This is a genomic window from Chitinophaga sp. (assembly GCF_039596135.1).
Lineage (GTDB): Bacteria > Bacteroidota > Bacteroidia > Chitinophagales > Chitinophagaceae > Chitinophaga.
The window spans coordinates 16894-38691 of the sequence record NZ_JBCNKH010000040.1; the positions used below are offsets into that span (position 1 = coordinate 16894).

The 21798-nt window shown below is 44.3% G+C and carries 17 protein-coding genes; 14 read left to right on the forward strand and 3 right to left on the reverse strand.

The window, feature by feature from the left end; translation table 11 throughout:
* The first annotated feature begins 116 nt into the window (after positions 1-116).
* From ABDW16_RS20865 to ABDW16_RS20900, 8 genes are all read left to right on the forward strand, one after another.
* Positions 117-2285 (forward strand): ATP-binding protein, encoded by a 2169-nt coding sequence (locus ABDW16_RS20865; RefSeq protein ID WP_343672409.1) that lies wholly within the window; start codon positions 117-119, stop codon positions 2283-2285.
* 207 nt (positions 2286-2492) lie between these two features.
* A complete protein-coding gene (locus tag ABDW16_RS20870; RefSeq protein ID WP_343672410.1) occupies positions 2493-3104 on the forward strand; it encodes a sigma-70 family RNA polymerase sigma factor in 612 nt (203 codons plus the stop codon).
* Between the two features lie 105 nt (positions 3105-3209).
* Positions 3210-4361 carry a FecR domain-containing protein gene (locus ABDW16_RS20875; protein ID WP_343672411.1) on the forward strand — a complete coding sequence of 384 codons (1152 nt, stop codon included), beginning with the start codon at positions 3210-3212 and terminating at the stop codon, positions 4359-4361.
* Positions 4362-4844: 483 nt separating this feature from the next.
* The gene (locus tag ABDW16_RS20880) at positions 4845-7952 is read left to right on the forward strand and encodes a TonB-dependent receptor (protein ID WP_343672412.1); all 3108 of its coding nucleotides are present in this window, start codon (positions 4845-4847) and stop codon (positions 7950-7952) included.
* Between the two features lie 3 nt (positions 7953-7955).
* The gene (locus tag ABDW16_RS20885; protein ID WP_343672414.1) at positions 7956-11285 is read left to right on the forward strand and encodes a glycosyl hydrolase; all 3330 of its coding nucleotides are present in this window, start codon (positions 7956-7958) and stop codon (positions 11283-11285) included.
* A 325-nt stretch (positions 11286-11610) separates the two neighbouring features.
* A complete protein-coding gene (locus tag ABDW16_RS20890) occupies positions 11611-12309 on the forward strand; it encodes a twin-arginine translocation signal domain-containing protein (protein WP_343672415.1) in 699 nt (232 codons plus the stop codon).
* 5 nt (positions 12310-12314) lie between these two features.
* Positions 12315-13229, forward strand: a complete 915-nt coding sequence (locus tag ABDW16_RS20895) for a c-type cytochrome (protein WP_343672416.1) — start codon at positions 12315-12317, stop codon at positions 13227-13229.
* Positions 13230-13240: 11 nt separating this feature from the next.
* Entirely contained in the window at positions 13241-13654 is a 414-nt protein-coding gene (locus ABDW16_RS20900) for a DsrE family protein (protein ID WP_343672418.1), read from the forward strand.
* A gap of 44 nt (positions 13655-13698) precedes the next feature.
* Here ABDW16_RS20900 and ABDW16_RS20905 read toward each other — a convergent pair whose 3' ends face one another.
* Positions 13699-14649, reverse strand: a complete 951-nt coding sequence (locus ABDW16_RS20905) for a DUF5996 family protein (RefSeq protein WP_343672419.1) — start codon at positions 14647-14649, stop codon at positions 13699-13701.
* A 64-nt stretch (positions 14650-14713) separates the two neighbouring features.
* Positions 14714-15553, reverse strand: coding sequence for an AraC family transcriptional regulator (locus ABDW16_RS20910; RefSeq protein ID WP_343672420.1), 840 nt, complete (start codon positions 15551-15553; stop codon positions 14714-14716).
* Between the two features lie 82 nt (positions 15554-15635).
* Here ABDW16_RS20910 and ABDW16_RS20915 point away from each other — a divergent pair, with 82 nt between their 5' ends.
* The 5 genes from ABDW16_RS20915 to ABDW16_RS20935 all read left to right on the forward strand — a co-directional run bounded on the left by ABDW16_RS20915 (position 15636) and on the right by ABDW16_RS20935 (position 19655).
* Positions 15636-16028 (forward strand): DoxX family membrane protein, encoded by a 393-nt coding sequence (locus ABDW16_RS20915; RefSeq protein WP_343672421.1) that lies wholly within the window; start codon positions 15636-15638, stop codon positions 16026-16028.
* 7 nt (positions 16029-16035) lie between these two features.
* Entirely contained in the window at positions 16036-16998 is a 963-nt protein-coding gene (locus tag ABDW16_RS20920; RefSeq protein ID WP_343672423.1) for a polysaccharide deacetylase family protein, read from the forward strand.
* Between the two features lie 148 nt (positions 16999-17146).
* Complete coding sequence (locus ABDW16_RS20925) at positions 17147-17506, forward strand: hypothetical protein (protein ID WP_343672425.1); 360 nt, start codon at positions 17147-17149, stop codon at positions 17504-17506.
* A 327-nt stretch (positions 17507-17833) separates the two neighbouring features.
* A complete protein-coding gene (locus ABDW16_RS20930) occupies positions 17834-18745 on the forward strand; it encodes an alpha/beta hydrolase (RefSeq protein WP_343672426.1) in 912 nt (303 codons plus the stop codon).
* A gap of 10 nt (positions 18746-18755) precedes the next feature.
* The gene (locus tag ABDW16_RS20935; RefSeq protein WP_343672427.1) at positions 18756-19655 is read left to right on the forward strand and encodes a helix-turn-helix transcriptional regulator; all 900 of its coding nucleotides are present in this window, start codon (positions 18756-18758) and stop codon (positions 19653-19655) included.
* A 46-nt stretch (positions 19656-19701) separates the two neighbouring features.
* Here the strand turns inward: ABDW16_RS20935 and yiaA are convergent, their stop codons facing one another.
* Entirely contained in the window at positions 19702-20169 is a 468-nt protein-coding gene (gene yiaA / locus ABDW16_RS20940; protein WP_343672428.1) for an inner membrane protein YiaA, read from the reverse strand.
* Between the two features lie 231 nt (positions 20170-20400).
* On the opposite strand from yiaA, the gene ABDW16_RS20945 reads away from it, so the two are divergent.
* The gene (locus ABDW16_RS20945; protein WP_343672430.1) at positions 20401-21792 is read left to right on the forward strand and encodes a hypothetical protein; all 1392 of its coding nucleotides are present in this window, start codon (positions 20401-20403) and stop codon (positions 21790-21792) included.
* Positions 21793-21798: the final 6 nt, after the last annotated feature.

The following is a 21798-nucleotide window of genomic DNA, read 5'->3' on the forward strand; positions in this document are numbered from 1 at the left end:
TTATTCGAGTAATCGTTATTACTGAAACATAAAATCAGTTCCCTCAACTGATTTAAACCCCCATGTGGATATTATGAAAAACTGCAATTAGTAACCCTCATCTTAATGTCTCATATATGCGCAAATCAATCTTGTGGTTTATTGCTTCATTGGCAATAGTATTCCTATTGCTGGTAACCCTATTTTTTACAGGCTTCCGCATTCACCGGCAGAGCGCCCATCGCCTTCTCAAAGCCACAGACACACTACTGATAGAAGATCCGTCTGCTCATTTAATGGACTCCGCATTGTTTACACTGAATGACGCAGAGAATAACTTCCGGCTTTATACTGTATTGTATGACCGGAAGTACCTGCAAACTTTTTCTACCGAACTGGGCGATGTATTATCCATGGTGGATACTATCAGCCATACGCTGGATGGCCCGGAGAAAAGGAAAAAATTCGGCGCACTGATAAAAGAGAAAGAAGACATAGCCGGTCGGATAGCACAGTTGAAGAAAACAACTGATTCCATGCTGACGGGTTCTCTCAGCAACGATATTATTGACAAGCTGTTGAACAGTATTCCGGCTTATAAGGTAAGCCAGATCAAAAAAGAAAAGGTAACTATTGATACGGTGGATAATGTGCAGGCGCCGGAACAAAAGAAAGCCGGGTTCTTTAAGCGATTGGGGAAGGCATGGGCCAACAAAAAGGATACTTTAAAAGCACAGATAAGTATCCTGGTGAGAACAAAGGACGGAAAGGTAATTGACAAGGAGAAATATGATGCTATGCAGTTGAAAAAAGTAGTGACCGATGTAAATGGGTACTACAAAAATCTGCTGAAGCAGCAGCTTACCAACCGCCTGAAACTGAATGCAGACGAATCGGGCATGGCAGGCACCAACCTGGCCATGATGGAGGAACTGAAAGGGCTGCTGATAGCTTTGCGCGAACATGCAACAGCGGAGGGTAGGGCAAAGAAGCAGTCTGCAAGCGCGGAAGTAAATCGCAATACCTACAAGATGATCAGCATTGTGCTAATGGGCCTGATTTCGCTGATCGCGTGTCTGGTGGCGATTGCAGCTGCCATCTGGCTGGTGCGTAAAAATAGCGCACTGCTTAGGCAACAGAAACTGCTGGCCGAAGAGAATACGCGCATCCGCACGGATTGGATGAATAATATGAGTCACGAAATGCGCACACCGCTCAACTCTGTGGCCGGCTTTACTGAACAGCTTTCCTTTACACCGCTGAGCCCGGGTCAGAAAACGCTGGTAGAATCCATTGATTCGGCTACCAATATGCTGATCCAGGTAGTGAACGATGTACTGGATTTTTCCCGGCTGGAAAAGGATTATATCTCCCTGAGTCCGCAGCCGTTTGTGCTTTACCAGGTGTTTATTGAGGTGATCAATATTATGAGGGTGCAGGCAGAGAAGAAGAAACTGGAATTTAACGTAAGCTTTGAAGGCGATAAAAACGGCCAGGTAAACGGCGATATTTTCAGATTCAGGCAAATACTACTCAACCTGCTAAGTAACGCCATAAAATACACCGATAAAGGCGGTATAACGGTAACGGCTTCACTCACACCAGAAGGTGAAAATAGGAATATGTTCCATTTTTCAGTGACCGATACCGGAGAAGGTATTAGTCCTGAAGCGCAGCAACGACTGTTTGAACGCTTTTACCAGGCTACTAAAAACAAATCACGCGGCACCGGACTGGGGCTGGCCATCACCCGGAGATTGCTCCTGTTGCAGGGGGGCGATATCTCCTTTAGCAGTGAGTTGCATAAAGGCTCCACCTTCGCCTGCTTTATTCCCTACGAAAGGGTAACAGCACCGCTGATGATCACCAATAGTCCACAGGATGTGGAGGATGCCACCGGCACATTTATGGAAGGATGCTACGTATTGGTAGTGGACGATCAGGAAATGAACCTGCTGGTGCTGAAAATGATCCTCACCAGGTGGAAATGCCGTTTTGATATGGTGGCAGACGGCGAAAGTGCATTGGAAATGTTTCGCAGTCATACTTACGACCTGGTGTTGCTCGATCAGCACCTGCCTGGCATCAGCGGTGTTGAGGTGATGGAACAGATCAGGGCTGATAAGAACCCGGAAAAGGCCGGTGTAACAGCGCTGGTGCTGACAGCTGCCATCACAGCCGAAGACGAGGCTGCTTTCAGAAAGGCCGGCTTCAATGGCTGGCTGCTGAAGCCTTTCAGGGAAAGAGATATTTACCAGGCGATTATGAAGGAGAAGGCGTCAAATCGGTCAATGGCGGTTTCCTGAACCTAAAATACACGTGAACTTAAAATACACGGCGGTTAGTCCCACGACTAACCGCTTTTTTTTCTGAAAATTCCCTCTTTCACGAATTATCCCACCCGCGCCCTCATTTTTTTTCGAACGGTAATAAGGTTTTATATAAATTTGAATAAGATCCTTTTACGAACTGATATTACATAGTTTTCCGTTGATTATAATTTCCACGTTTAAATGATCAACTTACGTACAGATAATATTCCTTCTGACGAGGAACGGCTTTTGCGCATCGCGGAAGGCGATGAGAAAGCGTTTTATTCGTTTTATAAAGAATTTGCGCCCAGGCTTCGCGCTTATGTATGGAAATCAACCCGGTCAGACGCCGATACGGAAGAGATCCTGCAGGCAACCTTTATGCGTATCTGGCTATCAAGAGACAAGATTCCCGCCATTAACAATATACAGGCATGGATGTATACCATTACTGCCAATACCTGTCTGCAACATTTTCGTAAGCAAAGAAATGACCGGAAAAAGCTGGAACAGCTGGCCCTGTCAGGAAAAAGAGACCATGATGTGAGTACTCCCATTGACCTGGTGCAGCTGGAAGAAATAAAGAGAGCCATAGGAACAGCCCTGCAGAAAATGTCTCCCCGCCGAAAACTCATCTATCGTATGAACAGGGAAGAAGGAAAAAAGCCTGCCGAGATAGCGCAGGTGCTTTCTATACCTGTGGGTACCGTAAAAAACCATCTATCCGCCTCAAATAAAGAGATCCGTGAGCTGCTCATCGCCGCCGGATACAGGGCTTTTATCCTGATTTGTGTCTTATTGAACTTTTATTGAAAAAAAAATCACTTTTACCCGTGACGTTTTCCATTTTGCAGGATCATATAATAAATGACTATTCCTGGAAAGGTGAAAAACGGGTAAGTGCAGGAATAATGTTTTATGAAACAACAACGGATATATTATTTACTGGAACGGGAACTTGACGGTACGATTACCGCCGATGAATCCATGGAACTGGAAGAATTGAAGTCCCGGGAAGGTTACGAGCCCGTGGAAAGGGCCATTGCTGCGCTGATAGAGCGGGAAGCAGGGACGCCCATGTATATAGACCCTGTTGTGGAGGATGCCGGCTTTGAAAAGATCATAAGTGTTGACGTACCAAAAGGAGATGACAACATTGTTTATTTGAAAACATACCGTAACTGGTGGCGTGCCGCTGTTGCTGTCATTTTGATCTTATGCACTGGTACTTATTTGTTGTTCCGGTGGAGCAACAAGCCGGGAGCGGAGATGGCGGATATACAACCCGGTTCCAGCAAGGCTGTACTAATGCTGGCCGATGGATCCGTAATACCACTGGACAGTGCTGGTAACCAGGTTATTCACCAGGGCGGTGTAAGTGTGCATCAACACGGAGGCCAGCTTCAATACGCCTTGCAGGGATCGGGAACGGAGCCTGGCTATAATGCCCTGACTGTTCCCCGCGGGGGCCAATACCAGCTAATACTGTCTGATGGTACAAAAGTATGGCTGAATGCGGCATCTACATTGAAATACCCAACTGCATTCACTGGCAAAGAAAGGATTGTTGAGCTGCATGGACAGGGATATTTTGAAGTGGCCGGAAATGCGGAAAGACCGTTCAAGGTGAAAGTGAATAATATGGAAATAAAGGTGTTGGGTACCCGTTTTGATGTGATGGCCTATGATGATGAAGGCAGTGTGCACACAACCCTGCTGGAAGGGGCCGTATCGGTGGTGAGCGGAACACGGGAACAACTACTGAAACCAGGGCAGCAGGCAATATTGGATCATGTTACAAACGTCATGTCTGTAGCACAGTCAGACAAGGATAGAGTAACAACATGGAGAACCGGGTATTTCGAATTTGACGATATTGATCTGTCCACTATTATGCGACAACTTTCCCGGTGGTATGATGTGGACATTATAGATAAAACGGAAGGCGCTTCGCCACAGGTATATGCCCGGATCAGCAGAAGACTGGGCCTCGCCGAGGTGTTGCATGCGCTGGAAGGGTATGGGCCCCATTTCAGGATAGAGGGGAGAACGGTGATTGTGTTGCCCTGATGTACGAACAATGGATATAATAAACAGTGTAACATAGAAAGTTTGTAACCGGCAGTACGGTTCCACGACCTGTTATTCTTTTGAACAGGGGCTGCCGGGAGCACGCGCGGCAATGGAATAAAACGCTAATCAATGAAAAAGTTATACCGGAAAGGTAACTCAGTTGAGGAACTGAGGCGATGATGCTATGCCTGTAACGTACTAAATTAAAACCACAGTTATGAAAACATAATACCTCTGAAGAACTGCCGGATAAAATAACCAGGAGCGCTTGCAACACCCCTGGTTGTAGTCTGGATGTTCATGATTAATCCATGCCTAGATTAAAGAATCACCAAACATTGTAAATGTATGAAATTTAACTTTTTGAGAAAAGTCCTGCGTGTAAAAGGGCTTTTAACCAGTAATTATTCCCCCCGGAATAAACCGGCTTTTGATGTATTTGTAAATACATTAAGGAACCAAAGGGAAATACGCCACTTTATGAAACTGACCACCTTTTTGATGCTCGTTACTTTAGCGCAGGTAAGTGCAAAAAGTTTTTCGCAGGGTATCACACTTTCTGTAAAGAATGCGCAGTTAAAGAATGTTTTTGAAGAAATATCAAAACAGGCGGATATTTCTATTGTGTGTGGCACTATGGAACTGAAAACTGCTTTGCCTGTAACTATTGACATCAGGAACGCTTCGCTTGAGCAGGTGCTGAATGAATGCCTGAAAGGGCAGCCGTTGGAATATGAGATCGATAGCGGTAAAAGAATAGTCAAGATCAAAAAAAAAGACAGTAGGGGAAATTACATACTACCCTTTTACTACGTGGCAGATACCACAACAAACCTGGCGGGGAAAATAACGGATGCGAATGGTGCACCAATACCAGGCGCTACGGTTAAAGTGAAGGAAACCGGTGCCGGAGCTGTGACTGGTACTGACGGTAGCTTTAATATCAAAGGTGTGAAGCCGGGCGACTATACGCTTGTGATCTCTTCGATGGGGTTTACGAATGAGGAAATAAGAATATCGACCACAGACGCCGGATCGCAAAATGTAAAAGTAACCTTGAAAAATGATACGAAGCAGATAGAAGAGGTAATTGTGACAGGCGTCTTTGACCAGCGAACACGGATGTCTTCGTCCATTGCCATATCGAGCATTTCTACGGCCCAGCTGGAAAAACAAACGCCGGTAAGCGCGGCAGACCTTTTGAAAAATGTTCCCGGTGTGTTTGTCAATTCATCGCTGGGCGAAATAAGGAATGTGGTTTATTCAAGGGGAGTATCTGCCAACTCTTCTGACGGCGACCGTGGATATTATTATGTGTCCATGCAGGAAGACGGTCTACCGGTGACCAATGTAACTTACGGCAATTTTGGCCCTGATTATTTTTTGCGTGCAGATGCCACCATCTCCAAAGTAGAAGCTGTGCGCGGTGGTTCTGCTTCCATCACAGGACCAAATGCGCCGGGCGGTATATTCAATTATCTCTCGAAATCCGGGGCAGAAAAATTTGGTGGAGAAGCCCGGCTGAAGCTGGGTTTAGAGGGTGACGGCAATCCATATTACAGGGCAGATCTTAGTTTCGGCGGTCCGCTTAAAGATAAATCCTGGACCTATAACATTGGCGGATTTTACCGTTATGATATGGGGGCAAGAAATCCAGGTTATCCGGTGAACTACGGCGGACAGATCAAGGCGAATATTGTGAAAAAATACAAAACAGGTTCCGTTAAATTCTATGCCAAATACCTGAACGACCATAACTCCTGGTTTGAATTTTCGCCGGCGGTGAACTTTAAGAATCCGCAGTTTGCCCCCGGTGTAAAAAATACTGACACTTATATTCCCAATAAGAATTTCAAGTTTTCCTATCCTTACAACTCTTCCAGTTATGATCAGCATTTTGATGTTACCGACCTGGCGCATGCCAAAGAAGCATCAGCCGGTATAGACTGGAACCAGCAATTAGGTAAAGGCTGGGCTATCAATAATAATATTAAATACTCCAACAAATCTACCAACTGGAACACAGGGGCTATTATAACTACTGTAGGGATTGAAAGTGTGTATCCTTATCTTTTTGCAAATACCCTGGGGCGGAATGGGACCTATACGTTCACTGATCTGACTACCGGCAGCCAGATAGCGAAGGTGATAGCGGACAATGGCACTTATACCCTGACCGGCAGCAATGCTATTCCAGGGCAGGATGTACAGGCCAATTCACTGATGCTGCAAGGGTTGTACCTTAACAGGAATAAGGTGAACGAAGTCTTTGACCAGTTTTCGATCAACAAGAAGCTGAACAATATGAGCTTTACGGCAGGCAGCTATTTTGCACGCTCAAGTGTTGATGCCACTGCCGGCCTTGCAGGGGCAGGTTATGGCACTATTGAGAACAACCCGCACCCTATTGGTATAACCCTTACAGAAAATGACGGCAATGTGTACCAGGTAACGGATCCTACAGGCGCTGCCGGTATGGGACGCACCAGCTTTACCAGGAATGTGGTAACGCAAACGCAGCTGGCGGCTTTCTTTGCGCATAACTGGCAGATCACACCAAAGCTGAACCTGGACTGGGGTGTACGTTACGATAATATGCATGTAAAAGGTACGAATACCTTCTCCGTAGCAGGCACCGCTTCGACCACAGGCGGAGTTGACGGCGATGCGCTGACACTGTATGATAATTACTATACCCAGACAGGCCCTTCTGCGAGCTATGACAAAACGGTGTCTGTGTTCTCTTATTCGGCAGCCCTCAATTATAAGTTCGCCGACCAGTATGCGCTATACACAAGGTTTTCCAATGGTAAAAAGGCCCCGGACCTTTTGTATTATAACAGTGCCACCACGCAGTTCACCGTTGAGACCCTGAACCCCAAGGCGCAGGACCTGAAGCAACTTGAAATGGGGTTCAAGGCAAACTTCGACGCGCTTCGTTTTGCACTGACACCTTTCTACAGCCTGCTCAGCAATATAGCTACGCAGACTACCGCACAGAATACAGATGGAACTTATTACAATACTCCTGTTGTGCTGAATAAGATGGAAACTTACGGGGTAGAGCTGGAAGCTGATTATTCCATTACAGCGCATTTTAACCTGAGAGGAGTGCTTACCCTTCAGAAAGCTACGGCCAAGGAATGGAAAGTATGGAAGGTAGGTAACAGTGGTCCTGATGACGATGTGACCATCGATTATTCAGGTAACAAGGCAGACAACAATCCTTCAGTGATGTTTAACCTTACGCCTTCGTATACCAACGGCAGGTTCTATGCATCTCTTAACTGGAAATATATGGGAGATCGCCCTGCAAATGTGCCCAATACATTTACGCTTCCAGGTTTCAGTCAATTTGACCTGGGCGGGGGCTATGACATCAATAAGCATTTCAAGATCAGTGCGAATATCAATAACCTGCTAAACGGAAAGGGAGTGATGGGCTGGCAGGCGCCCGGCGGGTTCCCGGCATCACTGGACCGGCAGGGTTTTCTGCCTGAAACACTGGCGGCCAATCCTAATGCAACCTTTTCTATCCTGACTATTCAGCCAAGGGCCTATTTCCTGACTGCAACGTATAAATTCTAAATTATGAAAACTATAATTTTTTGGGTAATGGTGCTGGGCTGTATGGATGTAGTCAACGGCCAGGACCTTTCAGATACCCTTTCCCGTGGTTTTCTTAACCCACCTAACAGTGCCCGTCCCAGAGTATGGTGGCACTGGATGAATGGCAATATCACTAAAGACGGTATACGAAAAGACCTGGAATGGATGAACCGTGTGGGCATTGGTGGCTTCCAGAATTTTGATGCCGGCCTTGCCACTCCACAGGTGGTGGCAAAACGCCTGGAGTATATGACGCCGGAATGGAAGGATGCGTTTCATTTCACCACACGCCTTGCAGATTCACTGGGCCTTGAAATGGCTATTGCCGGATCGCCGGGATGGAGTGAAAGTGGTGGCCCCTGGGTGCCCGCAAAAGACGGTATGAAAAAATATGTATGGTCTGAAACAAGATTAAAAGGTGGGCGGCCTTTTAAGGGAACACTCACCCATCCTCCGGTTATAAGCGGCACTTTCCAGGGAGCACCGCAGGAGGTTGAACTGGCTTTATCCTCCGGGATGCCCAAATCCCCGGAATATTATAAAGACGTTGCGGTGATCGCTTATAAGGCAGCCGATAAGGACCTGCCTCTTAAAGGTCTGAAACCGGTGATCACTTCCAGCGGTGGAAAATTCACGTTATCACAACTGACAGACGGAGATGTGGGTACCACTTCTTATCTGCCACCCAAAAAAGTGGGCGAATATGCCTGGATCCAGTTTGGCTTTGAGAATGCTGTAACAATAAGATCGCTGAATATAGCCGGTGGTGGTATAAAGCCCCAGTTCTCTATGGGCGAAACCGCAATAACACGATACCTTGAAGTAAGTAACAATGGGAAGGATTTCAGGAAAGTAATGGACCTGCCGCTGGGCAGGGTAGCGCAAACCACGTTTTCGTTTGAACCTGTTACCGGCAGGTATTTCAGGGTTAACTTTCTCACAGAAGCACCTATGCCCAATCCTATAAGCGCTTTATTAGGCATTCCTGCCCCGGTTCCTGAAGTGAAGGGCACGGATGTGGCCGAGATCAATTTCGGCACAATAGTCACGGTTGACAAGTTTGAAGAAAAGGCAGGCTTTGCAATAAATAAAGCACTGAAAAGCCTTTACAATACGCCTACCCCTCAAACCACGGATGTGATCAATACGAAGAACGTTATAGACCTGACAGCTGCAATGAAAGCAGATGGCAGCCTGGAATGGAAGGTTCCGGAGGGGAACTGGGTGATAGTACGTTTTGGGTATTCCCTGACCGGCAGGCAGAATCATCCGGCTTCTCCGGAGGCTACAGGACTGGAAGTGGATAAGCTGGACCCACATGCAGTGAAAGCATATATTGAAAATTACCTGGACCAGTATAAAGACGCCTCAGGCAACCTGATAGGGGGCGAACATGCACTGAGATATATAGTGACCGATAGTTGGGAAGCTGGTACGCAAAACTGGACAGACGCGATGATGGAAGAGTTCAGCAAACGCCGCGGGTATAGCATGGTTCCCTGGATGCCGGTGCTTACAGGCAGGATTGTACAAAGTGCGGCGGCAAGCGATAAATTCCTGTGGGATTTCAGGCTTACACTTGCCGAGATGGTGAAAGAATATCATTACGATGTATGGACAGCCGTGCTGCATGCGAGGAAAATAGGACGTTATTCCGAGTCGCACGAAGCAGACAGGGCTTTCATTGGTGATGGCATGGCGGTGAAAAGCACGGCAGATGTTCCCATGTCAGCCATGTGGACGCCAGGCGGAGTAGGCGGGCCTGAAGAAAACGGCCCGGCAATAAAATTCCAGACGGATATTATGGAGTCAGCATCCGTATCGCACCTGTACGGGCAAAAATTCGTAGCTGCAGAGTCAATGACCGCTATCGGGAATACGTGGGCGTTCTCTCCTGAAAGATTAAAGCCTACAGCAGATATGGAACTGGCCAGTGGGTTAAACCGTTTTGTTATTCATACATCGGTGCACCAGCCTGTGGATGATAAAATACCCGGGTTAGGACTGGGGCCATTTGGCCAGTGGTTTACAAGGCATGAAACCTGGGCGGAGGAAGCTGGTGCCTGGATGGATTACCTGGCCCGGAGCTGCTATTTGCTGCAACAGGGAAGGTTCATAGCAGATATATTATTTTTCTATGGAGAGGATAATAACCTGACCACGCTGTATGCAGACAGTCTGCCTGCTATTCCCCAGGGATACAAGTATGATTTTATAAATTCAGACGCCCTCACGGATTTGGTAGCTGTAAACGCAGGGAAGCTGGTAACACCTTCTGGTATGAGTTATCAGCTACTGGTATTGGGTGATAATGCCCGGTACATGAGCCTGAAGGTATTGAGAAAGATCCGGGAACTGGTAAAGGCAGGTGCAGTGGTGGTAGGTGCCAAACCGATAAATACACCGGGTCTGGCGGATCAGGAAAGCGAATTTAAAGCGATAGCAGCGGAGATATGGGATAGTAATAACCCGAATGTTGTAAGCTCGCTGGAAAAGGCGCTTACGGAAAAAAATGTGCTTCCTGACTTTAGGACCGGGGGTAGCAAAGTGGCGTTTGTGCACAGGAAGATCGGCGATGCTGACATTTATTGGATCAGTAATCAAAGTGGTAGCTATGAAGACCTCAGCGCCCAATTCCGCGTGAGTGGAAAGACGGCGGAAATATGGCGCCCGGAAACAGGGGGGATGGAAAAGGCTTCATACAGGTATGAAAATGACGTGACTACTGTTCCCCTGCATATGGAACCTCATGAAGCCTACTTTGTTGTATTCAGGCAAAGTTCAGAACAAAAGGAATTTACGGCGCCGCAGAAGAAAGAAAAAGGATCCATTCCCATTGAAGGGGATTGGCAGCTTACCTTCCAGCCGGGTAGAGGTGCAGGTAATGGTATTACGGTGAATAAACTGCAATCCTGGACAGAGCAGGGTGATCCGGGTATCAGGTATTTTTCAGGAACGGCTACTTATACCAAAAGTATAACGGTTCCGGGGGATTGGATCAATAACGGATCGGAAATATGGATAGATCTTGGAGAAGTAAAGAATATTGCCGAGGTGATCGTGAATGGGAACAGACAAAGGATATTGTGGCGGGCGCCGTTTACAGCGGAGATCAGTAAAGCGTTGCACCCGGGGGAGAATAAGCTGGAAATTAAGGTGACTAATCTTTGGGTGAATAGATTGATAGGCGATCAGCAGCCGGGAGTTACGAATAAGATCACTTATACTACCATGCCGTTTTATAAGAAAGATTCACCGTTGTTGTTGTCGGGATTGTTAGGGCCGGTGAAGTTGGTGCAGAAGAGGGAATGATGGGTGTTTGGGAAGCAATAGAAAAAGGGTGTCTCATTCATAAAATGAGATGCCCTTTTTTTATTAATGGATTGTTAATGGCCTCATATTTAATTGTTAGCATTAAAAGTTTCCCGAAATTTACAAGACTAAATGTTCATTTTTCCCGGTTCCTCACCAGAGGCGGAACCTGTCCATCCACCGGGCTAAGGCAGGTATTGGATTTTTGAATTATAGTAGATCCTCTCCGATACCTGCTTATTTTTTTCGTTAACCCTACCCACACTTCTTCCTTCCATGAAAGACCTCCAATTAGTGAATATGTAAACCAATTAAACTTTACAATATGTCACATTTCTTTCATGATCCGCGCAACTCACGTCGGGATTTTCTGGGACAATTGGCATTGGGAGCAACATCACTGGGATTGGCATCATTTGCAGGCCCCTTACATCTGGAAGCAGCATCAAGACTACCTTCAAACAAAGAAGAGCCGGAAGCCTGGCTCAAAAAGATCACGGGAAAGCACAAATTGTTATTAGATGTTCCCCGGCCAAACGAAATACTCCCATTTGCGTGGCCTAAAGTCTTCCTGCTCACCAATGCAGCTACCGGTACTCCGGCAAACGAATGTTCTGTGGTCGTCGTATTAAGGCATGAAGCCATTCCATTTGCCATGGAGAATACATTGTGGCCGAAGTATAAATTCGGGGAAGTATTCAAATTCGATGATCCGGCTACAAAAGCAGCATCATTAAGAAATCCGTTCTGGCAGCCGAAACCCAATGACTTTGTAGTACCTGGGGTAGGGCCGGTGGATATCGGCATTGATCAGCTACAACAAGACGGAGTGATATTCTGTGTATGTAATATGGCCATTACCGTGTATAGTGCAGCCGTTGCCACTAATATGGGGCTTGATCCTGCTACGGTGAAGGCTGAATGGCTGGCAGGAGTATTGCCAGGAATACATGTGGTGCCATCAGGTGTATGGGCTATAGGCCGCGCCCAGGAAAAGGGCTGCGGATACTGCTATGCGGGCTAGGAGCCATGAAAAAGAAGGAAATTTTGCTGTCGGGAATTTCCCTTGTCTTTGTATTGCTACAATATTGCAAAAGGGATAAAGAGCTATCTACTGTATTATGGATGGCTCCTGACACTTCAACATTGCCTTTCACCGCGGAAGGCATGCAGATCCGCTTTGGCCGGGAGCTAATAGCAAATACGGCACTGTATCTCGGAAAACACAGCAATGGTATGAACTGCCAGAACTGCCATCTTGCGGCTGGTACCCTGCCATGGGGCAATAACTTCGGGGCAGCATATGCTACTTATCCTAAATTCAGGGCAAGAAGCGGCACTATTGAATCTCTTGAAAAAAAGATCAATGACTGCCTGGAACGCAGCCTGAACGGTGCTGCTATAGATAGTAACAGTGGCGAAATGCGGGCTATGATCGCTTATATGCGATGGCTGGGCCAGGGGCTTCCAAGAGATAAAGCGCCTCCGGGAAGCGGCATTAAAGAGCTGCCTTTCTTAAACACGGCTGCCGATCCAAAGCAAGGAGCTATTCTTTACATGAAATATTGTGTGCAATGTCATGGGCAAAATGGAGAGGGGCAAAGAAAGAAAAATATGGTGGGTTATCAGTACCCGCCTTTATGGGGGGATGGCAGTTTCAATACGGGCGCAGGTCTTTATCGTATTACAAAAATGGCAGGTTTTATCAGGCGGAATATGCCTTTTAATAATCCGCTGCTCAGTGATAATGATGCCTGGAATGTGGCTGCTTTTATTGTGTCGCAAAAACGACCAGAGAAAAAATATCCACGGGACTGGCCCAATATTTATACAAAACCAATTGATCATCCCTTCGGTCCTTTTGCGGATACCTTTCCAGCGCTACAGCATAAATATGGCCCCTTCCAACCTATTCAGAAAGCCATTCGTAAACAATCATTTTAAAAATACGACGTATGAAAAAGATAATGCTGTTACTCTTTTTACTTGCCGGGAATGTATTTGCTTATTCCCAGAAAGTGCCTTACAGGGTAGTCTTTGATCTTACCAGCAAAGATCCGGCGAATTATACAACGGTGCTACGCCAGATCAAAGGTATCATTCAGGAAAGACCGGATGCTCAACTGGAAGTAGCAATGTATAGTGATGGGATTGAAATGGTATGTAAAGAAAACGCTGCATTTGCAAAAGAAATAGAAGAGCTGATCAATGAAAAGAAAGCTACATTCAAAGTTTGCGCTTTTACGCTGAAGAGGAAAAATATAGATCAAAGCGAATTGTTACCTGGTGTGACTGTTGTACCAGATGCTATTTATGAAATTGTTACCCGGCAGCATGAAGGTTGGGGGTATATTAAGGTGGCGCAATGATGTGGCGAAGGCACCTCATTTTATTTGTGAGGTGCCTTGATGATTTAGTCATTCCGATGGCATCCATATGCTAATTCAAACTTCGACAGATCACATTCCAATGCTTTTCGGTCCCAGTTGCCGGTATTGGCAGCTGCTTCATAAGTAGATTGAAGGAATGAAAGTAAAACTTCTTCCGGATTGTCTGATTGTTGTACAGCTTCATAAGGTAATAAGAACTCTCCCATCTCCTGACTATAAAATGCGCTTTCAGGCTGAACTTTATATTCACTGAATGCAGGAGTGGCAGGATAGCAATAGGCATAAAATACAGCATGGGGATATTGTTCGTTGCCGGGCCAGAATCCACAGGAGCTTACTTCTTTGGAATAAGCTTCCTGCATTACCACTGCTGGCATATTTGGTGCTGTTCCCTGATGTTTGGGGGCATCCCTCCCGGAGAATCTGGTGACTGCCAGATCAAAGGCGCCCCAAAAGAAATGTACGGGACTACATTTGCCTATAAAGCGGGACCTGAACCTTGTGAATACATTATGTACTTTTACAAGTGCATACCAGTACTGCTGCATGCGTTGTGCGTCATATGATTTGTGAATTTCGTCATGTTCGAAATCAACAGCATTCGTTAATTCACAAGGAGTGGTGATAATATTTACATCAATTTCCAGCGCGGCTAATTTTTCAAAGAGCGACTTGTAAAAACTGGCAACTGTTCCCGGCTGAAGTGCCTGTGATTCTTTTTTACCGGTGCTGGTAGTAATGATCAGCTGATGTTGTATAAAGTCGAAGTCTATTTGAAAAATACCATATTGATAAGGTACGCTTCCTGTGCTTAGGCCGGATGGCGTTACATACAATGTTACATGCCATGAGTGATTTAACCAGGGCATTTTTCGCAGACGTATTTTACCTACTATCTGTGTCCACAAGTGAACAGTAGCCAATGTATCTTTCCAGTTATCAAATTTAAGTACCGGCCAGTTGTTACTATTCATGATTACAGCTTTAGTATTAGATGCTTTGAGGTCTGTTAGCTTTATGCGAAAATACTAAATGTGTTCAATAATGTGACGGATTGCGATCTTTACGATATACAGACGGTACCACCCCTTTGTACTTTTTAAATATGCGATTCAAATGGCTCTGATCGGTAAAGCCAAATTCGAAGGCAATTTCATTTATTCGCATATCAGTAAGCCGCAGGCGGCTTTCAATTAATTTTATTTTATACAACATAATGTATTGTTGTAAGGTTTCACCTGTATGTTTTTTAAAATATTCACTGATATAATTGGGCGAAAGATTGAATTTTGCTGCAATTTGTTCAATTTTTAATTTCTCAGGTTGAAATATAAACTGGTGCAGATAATTTATTACCGGCATTACATTGGTTTTATTGCCGTTAAAAACCTCTATTTCCTGTAAGGTAAGGTTACGGGCCGCAAAAGTTATAATGGTATTGATAAGTTGTTGTGTAATCTGCTCCTGGTGGGGAGATGAGCTTTCTTTTTCCCTGATCAATGCTTCAACGGCAGCTCTGATGAAAGGCTTATCAGTAATAGTTTTTAGTATGCATCCCGGCAAATGATTATAGCTATTGAAAATATATTCCAAATCCTTTATGTTTTGACTCGTTTGTAGCCTTAGGTAGTCATTACTGAATCGGATAAAGAAAAACCGGCTATAAGCATCAACTTGAAAACTGTGTTGGTCCTGCGGAAAAATAAGAAACAACTTATTAGGTGCATAAGGAAGTTGATGCTCATTGATTACTTGTATACCGGTGCCATCGAGCACAAATACCATCTCGAAAAAGGTATTTTTATGTGTTCGTGCACTGTAATTGTAAGTTTCTAATAATTCCAGATCGTAGGTAGTATATAAATTCTTTGTCTCCACACCCGTAATTTTACAATTTTTTCCTGTATATATCCTTGTTTTGAAGTCTCTTTTTAGTGGAAATTTGTACCAAAATTATATTATGACTGATTTATCTTATCTCCTGTTGCGCCTGGTGGCTGGTGTAAGCCTTTTTGGGCACGGATTAGTTAGGCTACCTAAACTTGTAGGATTTAGCCAATGGATGACCGGTGCCTTTGCAAAATCAATGTTGCCTCTACACCTTGTCAGGCCCTTTAGTTATGTGTTACCAATAGCAGAATTTACAATCGGTTTGCTGTTGATGCTGGGCTTGTTTTCCGGCAAAGCTATTCTGGCGGGCATCATTGTGATGTTGCTATTAATATTTGGTACTTGTATGATTGAAAACTGGGAAGCTCTTCCGTCTCAGATCATTCATGCCCTTGTGCTCATTCTGCTGTTGCAGTTTGTGGCCAGCAACAATATTTCTCTTGATAAATTATTGAGCAAATAATAGCATTATGAATAGTAGAAGAACATTTATCCGACAAAGCGGATTACTTACAACCGCAGGTTTGCTGGCCGGGGCGGTTCCGCTTTCTGCAGTGGCACAATCACAAACAAATTCAGATGCTGCCCCCCGACCCAAAAGATCAGGATGGTCTGATGGTTCCAGGTTAGTGATTTCGGTTTCTATGCAGTTCGAAGCTGGCGGGCAACCTGAAAATGCAGAAAGTCCATTTCCTCAAAATATGCAGAAAGGTTACAGGGATCTGCCATCTGAAACCTGGTATCAATATGGATATAAAGAAGGCATTCCCCGCATGCTGGACAATTGGGACAAATTAGGTGTCAAAGTTACTTCGCATATGGTAGGTAGTGCTGTACTTAAAAATCCCGGGCTCGCAAAGGAGATTGTTGACCGGGGCCATGAAGCTGCAGCACATGGTATGAACTGGTCAACCCAATATACGATGTCGTATGAAGAAGAGAAAAAATTCATCAAAGACGGGGTAGATGCAATTAAACAGGTAACAGGATTTACTGCGGTGGGTTATAATGCAAACTGGCTTCGCCGGGGTGAAAATACGCTAAAGATTTTACAGGAATTAGGATTTATATACCATATTGACGACTTGAGCCGTGATGAGCCTTTTATACAAAAGGTAAACGGAAAGGACTTTGTAACAGTTCCTTACACGCTACGGTGTAACGATATCCTTTTAATCGAGGGGAAAAATTTTTCGACAGAACAATTCTTAAACCAGGTGAAAATGGAATTTGATCAGTTATACGAAGAAGCAGCAAATAACCGCAGACAGATGTCTATCAGTTTTCATGATCGTATCGGTGGCACTCCTCAAATGGTGCGGGCGACCAAAGAATTATTTAATTATATGAAGGGACATAGTGGTGTGAGTTTTAAACGCAAGGATGAAATTGCACGGCTATCAATGGAGGATAAGACAACTATTAGAGAGTAGGGGTTATTGCTATTTTTAACGGTTAGCGCGTTTTTGAGCCAGTTGGTACTGATCTTTAATAAGTTATGTAGCTATTTGTAAAACTACCAGGTAGTTGGTATTTTTACGACTTCGGGATTAAATGCCTTTTTAACTAAATCTTATGAAAATGTACAAACTATTATGTGGATTCCTGCTGCTTTTCTGCCTGCAAACAAAAGCACAATCCAAAGATTCATTGAATGCAAAGCTGGCTGAAGCCAAACGTGAGATATTGGCGAATGTCGCTATTAACGACAACGCGAATAAGGGGTTTGATTTCTTAGCGCAGAAAGCCACAGCCGCTTACCAGCAAGATGGATCAAGTAAAAATCTGGCGAAGATCCTTGAACGCTACCGGGCATTGTTAACAGAAATCAAAGGTGCACAGACGCCTAAAATCAACAATTCTGAAGAGTATGAAGTTAGCTATGAATCTATCAAAAAAGCTAAGTTGAAACTCTGCCCGCTTTATCCTTTTTGCGATTAGGGACCAGTCCCTGAATTGTTTTTTCCATTGACTTCAACAGTTAATGCGAGTCATTGGGTGTTTCTCCTGTATCTGATCTCTGCCAAAGTAAGATCTCATCTTATCTTTCAAATACAACCACTTATATAATTCCCGCAGCAGGTAGTCAAAGAATATTGACTACCTGCCCGTGGAGTTTTTGCACTTAACTGTAAAATTCGTTCAGTTCAGCTTCTAATTCTTAACCTTTTTCATTCCCAACCAAATCGACTACAAGAAAGACCAAACTGGAAACAGTTATAGCGCGATGCGGTTCTAACTTTGTGCTATCAACTTTTAAAGAATATTATGAAAAAGGTAACATTTAGCAATAGGGATTGGAAGGTGGCTGCCAACCTTTACTTGCCAGCAGATGTAGATATTTCAAAAAAATATGCCGCCATTGTGTGTGTACATCCGGGAAGCAGCGTTAAAGAACAGACGGCTGGTTTGTATGCAGCCAAACTTGCTAACGAAGGGTTTGTCGCCATCGCATTTGATGCTTCTTTTCAAGGAGAAAGCGGAGGTGAGCCTCGTTACCTGGAAGACCCTGCCACTCGTGTAGAAGATATTCGTTGTGCAGTAGATTATTTAACGACTTTGGATTATGTAGACAATGACCGCATTGGCGTGTTAGGTATTTGTGCCGGTGGCGGTTATGCAGCTAATGCGGCACTGACAGAAAGACGTTTCAAAGCCGTAGGAACAGTAGTTGGTACCAATGCCAGTCGCGCTTTTCGCGAAGCGCCATTTATGCAGACGCTGGAAGCTGTATCCAGGCAGCGAACAGCGGAGGCTAATGGGGCAGCTGCTTTGATTACGAACTGGACACCTGCATCGGTGGAGGCTGCGAAGTTAGCCGGTATGGATGAATTTGATATGCTGGAAGCTATAGACTATTACAGAACGTCGCGTGGGGAGTATCCTACATCATGTAATAAATTACTTTTCACAAGTTTGGCGAATCTGATCACCTTTGACGCTTTTCACCTTGCTGAGTTTTTACTTACGCAGCCATTAATGGTGATTGTTGGTGATAAAGTGGGGGCTTTCGGTTCCTATCGTGATGGTTTTGAATTGTTCAACAAAGCTGCCTCTGCCAATAAGAAAATTCACGTAGTAAAAGGGGCAAGTCATTATGATTTATACGATCAGCCTGATGCTATGGGAGAAGCACTGGCACAGTTGATCCCTTTTTATAAAGAATATCTTTTGGCGTAACTTAGTAACTATGCAGATGATTAATTCCATATCGCAGTTTCATAGGCTATTGTCTGTGCCCGATCCATTACATCCGCTGGTGAGCGTGGTGCATGTAGAAGACATACGACCAGTGAATAATGTGGTTTGGGAAGGTTACTTTTTGAATTTCTACACAATCTCTCTTAAAAGGAATGTTCAGGCCAAAGGTAAGTATGGGCAAAGCTATTATGATTTTGACAAGGGCGTAATGAGCTTCACTGCTCCCAGGCAATTGCAGTCGCACGTGATGCCGGTACAAAAAGCACCTGGAACAGGGTATGTATTATTACTGCATCCTGATTTTCTGCTACAAAATCCATTAGCACATAAGATACTTACCTTTGGGTACTTTGATTATTCTATAAACGAGGCATTGCACCTTTCTGCGCGTGAGGAACAGGATATCCTGGATCTGTTTCGTAAAATAGAACAGGAGTGTGAACATATTGATAGAATAACACAGGAGATTGTATTGGCCCAAATTGACTTAATGTCAAGCTATTGCAATCGCTTTTACGAAAGGCAATTCATTACCAGGAAACCGGCCAACAGCAACCTGTTAAATCGTTTGGATCAGTTACTCAATAACTATTTCGATGAAAAAAAAGCAATGCAGAATGGTTTGCCTGTAGTGAAAGATTTAGCAGAACAATTAAAGGTATCTCAGCGCTATTTAAGCGATATGGCCCGTACCCTAACTGGCCGGAACACCCAGCAGCTTATTCATGAAAAACTTATTGAAAAAGCGAAGGAAAGATTGATAACCACTAATCTTTCGGTTAGTGAAATTGCCTTTGAACTAGGCTTTGAGCATTCGCAAAGTTTTAATAAGTTGTTTAAGAATAAAACTAGTGTGACACCACTGGAATTTAGATCTTCGTTCAATTGATGAACTAATTATTCCAGCTGTCAGGGTAGGGGCCATAACCGCTACGTTATACTTCTTTCTCCCCGGCCAACTTTGAGTCACGGGTATTCTTTTGAACAGCAATGGATGAAAACATGCTCAGGCAGAATGCCATAGCGTAAAACCCTTTTTCGCTCAGCGCCATATTAGCATTCCAGAGACCGATTGTCAATAACAGTACTGCCGCAATGGTGGCAAACCAACTCAGGCCGTAGTATAGATCCGTAACCGCAATGCCTTCAGCCCTATCCCTGACGCTTTTTTGTACGGAGATTACAGAGAATAAGCCAAACAATAAAATAGTCAGATAGTAGCCTTTTTCGTTCAATTGCATATTGGCATTCCATAAGCCAATACAATAGCCTATGGCTCCTATCATTAAGGCAAACCAGGAAGCGCCTATAAATGCGCCAGTTGGTTTAAATGGGTTTCTGGCATTCTCACCCTGTTTTATGTTGGGTATATTTTCTTCTGTTCTGCGAAGTAGCGGTTCCATATTATTTTGGTTTAGTGTAATATGAAACAAATGTCGGCCGTAAAGCAGACCTGAAAAAGGTAGATTGTGTAAATAACTGACGATATAATTTTCAATTTGTACCTTTAAGCACATTATAAATAGTGCCTATTTCGCCTTATGGACTCGCTTTCGGAATTAATAAATTTACTCAATTCATCTGAAAAACAACTGTTTAGACAATTTTTGCATCGGAAAAACAAAAGACCTGATGTGAAAAATCTGCAATTGCTTGATTTGTTAGAAACTGACGATATAGATGGCTTAAATAGCCTCTATGAATCGGAAAAAAATAAGGATGCATACCATGCTTTACGCAAAAGGCTGCAGGATAATCTGCTGCTATTCTTATCGCAGAAAACCTTCGAAGGCACTCATTCTGACACTTATGATGCGCTGCGCCTGGTCGTGGTGAGTCGTTTTTTATTAGAAAATGATGTGGTCAAAATTGCTTTCAAATGTTTAGATAAGGCTGAACGACTGGCTGAACAGTCGGAGCAATTTAATTTGCTGAATGAGCTCTTGCTGTTAAAGCTGCAGTATGCTCATCTGCCAGGGGCAGAAGACCTTGAGGTGTTGACCACACGCTTTCTCCAAAACCAGGCGTATATGCAACGCGAGGCTAAGCTTAATATGGCCTATGCATTTTTAAGGCAGGAACTGAAGGAAATACACCTGGAGGGAAAGATCGTCAATTTAACCTCCCTGATGATAACCACCATCCGGAAGTACAAAATTGCCGTTCAGGAAATCATGACTTATAAGTCTATTTACCAGATCCTTTTCCTTGCTAATGAATATGCGGCCATTCAACAGAATTATGGATTAATAGAGCGCTATATCAACCGTACAAATCAATTTATACAAGACCGGGGACATAAAAAACAAGCCAATCTCTTTTACCATATCTCCATCTTATACCTTTTGGCTAATTTCCACCTGAGGCGAAAGGATTTTGCCAGGAGTACAGTCTATCTAAAGGAAATGAAGGAGCTGATGGTGATGGATAGCCGCTATCAGGCGTCGTTTTATTTACGTCATCAATTACTCGCTGCACTCAACCTGTTCTATACTGGCTTTGCCGACGACGCAATCTCCATCCTGCAGGAATCGCTGGCTAATATAAAACATACAGCTAAACCGGAAGATGTAGAGGATATAAGAATATGCCTGACCACGTTCTTAGCGCTGTGCGATGATCGGCGCTGTTTGAAACAGCTGACTTTATTGACGCGTACTGATGCCTGGTATGAAAAAAGAATGGGGATGTTGTGGACCATTCGAAAGAACCTGGCGGAAATTTTGGTGCATGCACAGTTCTCTAACACCGAGCTGGCAATGTCAAGACTAATCAGTTTCCGGCGGCGTTATAAAAAGTATCTGCTAAAAATTGCAGAGGAGCGGGTGCTATTATTTCTGAGGCAGGTAGAAAAGTACCTGCAAAAAAACGACGTGATTTTTGAATTGGCCTATCAAAAGACGGTTTTAAGCATGTTAGAAAGTGTGGAAAATAACGACATCTTTTCCCTGAGCTTTATTGCATGGCTAATAGCACGGTGGGAGAAAAAAACGGGTTATAAAGTGGTTTTAACACTCGTATCGTAGCAGCGT

Coding starts and splice junctions, on each gene's coding strand:
- ABDW16_RS20920 (WP_343672423.1), top strand. CDS start 16,036: ATGAATAGTAGAAGAACATTTATCCGACAAAGCGGATTACTTACAACC.
- ABDW16_RS20935 (WP_343672427.1), top strand. CDS start 18,756: ATGCAGATGATTAATTCCATATCGCAGTTTCATAGGCTATTGTCTGTG.
- ABDW16_RS20905 (WP_343672419.1), bottom strand. CDS start 14,649: ATGAATAGTAACAACTGGCCGGTACTTAAATTTGATAACTGGAAAGAT.
- ABDW16_RS20880 (WP_343672412.1), top strand. CDS start 4,845: ATGAAACTGACCACCTTTTTGATGCTCGTTACTTTAGCGCAGGTAAGT.
- ABDW16_RS20925 (WP_343672425.1), top strand. CDS start 17,147: ATGTACAAACTATTATGTGGATTCCTGCTGCTTTTCTGCCTGCAAACA.
- ABDW16_RS20875 (WP_343672411.1), top strand. CDS start 3,210: ATGAAACAACAACGGATATATTATTTACTGGAACGGGAACTTGACGGT.
- ABDW16_RS20885 (WP_343672414.1), top strand. CDS start 7,956: ATGAAAACTATAATTTTTTGGGTAATGGTGCTGGGCTGTATGGATGTA.
- ABDW16_RS20895 (WP_343672416.1), top strand. CDS start 12,315: ATGAAAAAGAAGGAAATTTTGCTGTCGGGAATTTCCCTTGTCTTTGTA.
- ABDW16_RS20870 (WP_343672410.1), top strand. CDS start 2,493: ATGATCAACTTACGTACAGATAATATTCCTTCTGACGAGGAACGGCTT.
- yiaA (WP_343672428.1), bottom strand. CDS start 20,169: ATGGAACCGCTACTTCGCAGAACAGAAGAAAATATACCCAACATAAAA.
- ABDW16_RS20915 (WP_343672421.1), top strand. CDS start 15,636: ATGACTGATTTATCTTATCTCCTGTTGCGCCTGGTGGCTGGTGTAAGC.
- ABDW16_RS20890 (WP_343672415.1), top strand. CDS start 11,611: ATGTCACATTTCTTTCATGATCCGCGCAACTCACGTCGGGATTTTCTG.
- ABDW16_RS20900 (WP_343672418.1), top strand. CDS start 13,241: ATGAAAAAGATAATGCTGTTACTCTTTTTACTTGCCGGGAATGTATTT.
- ABDW16_RS20930 (WP_343672426.1), top strand. CDS start 17,834: ATGAAAAAGGTAACATTTAGCAATAGGGATTGGAAGGTGGCTGCCAAC.
- ABDW16_RS20865 (WP_343672409.1), top strand. CDS start 117: ATGCGCAAATCAATCTTGTGGTTTATTGCTTCATTGGCAATAGTATTC.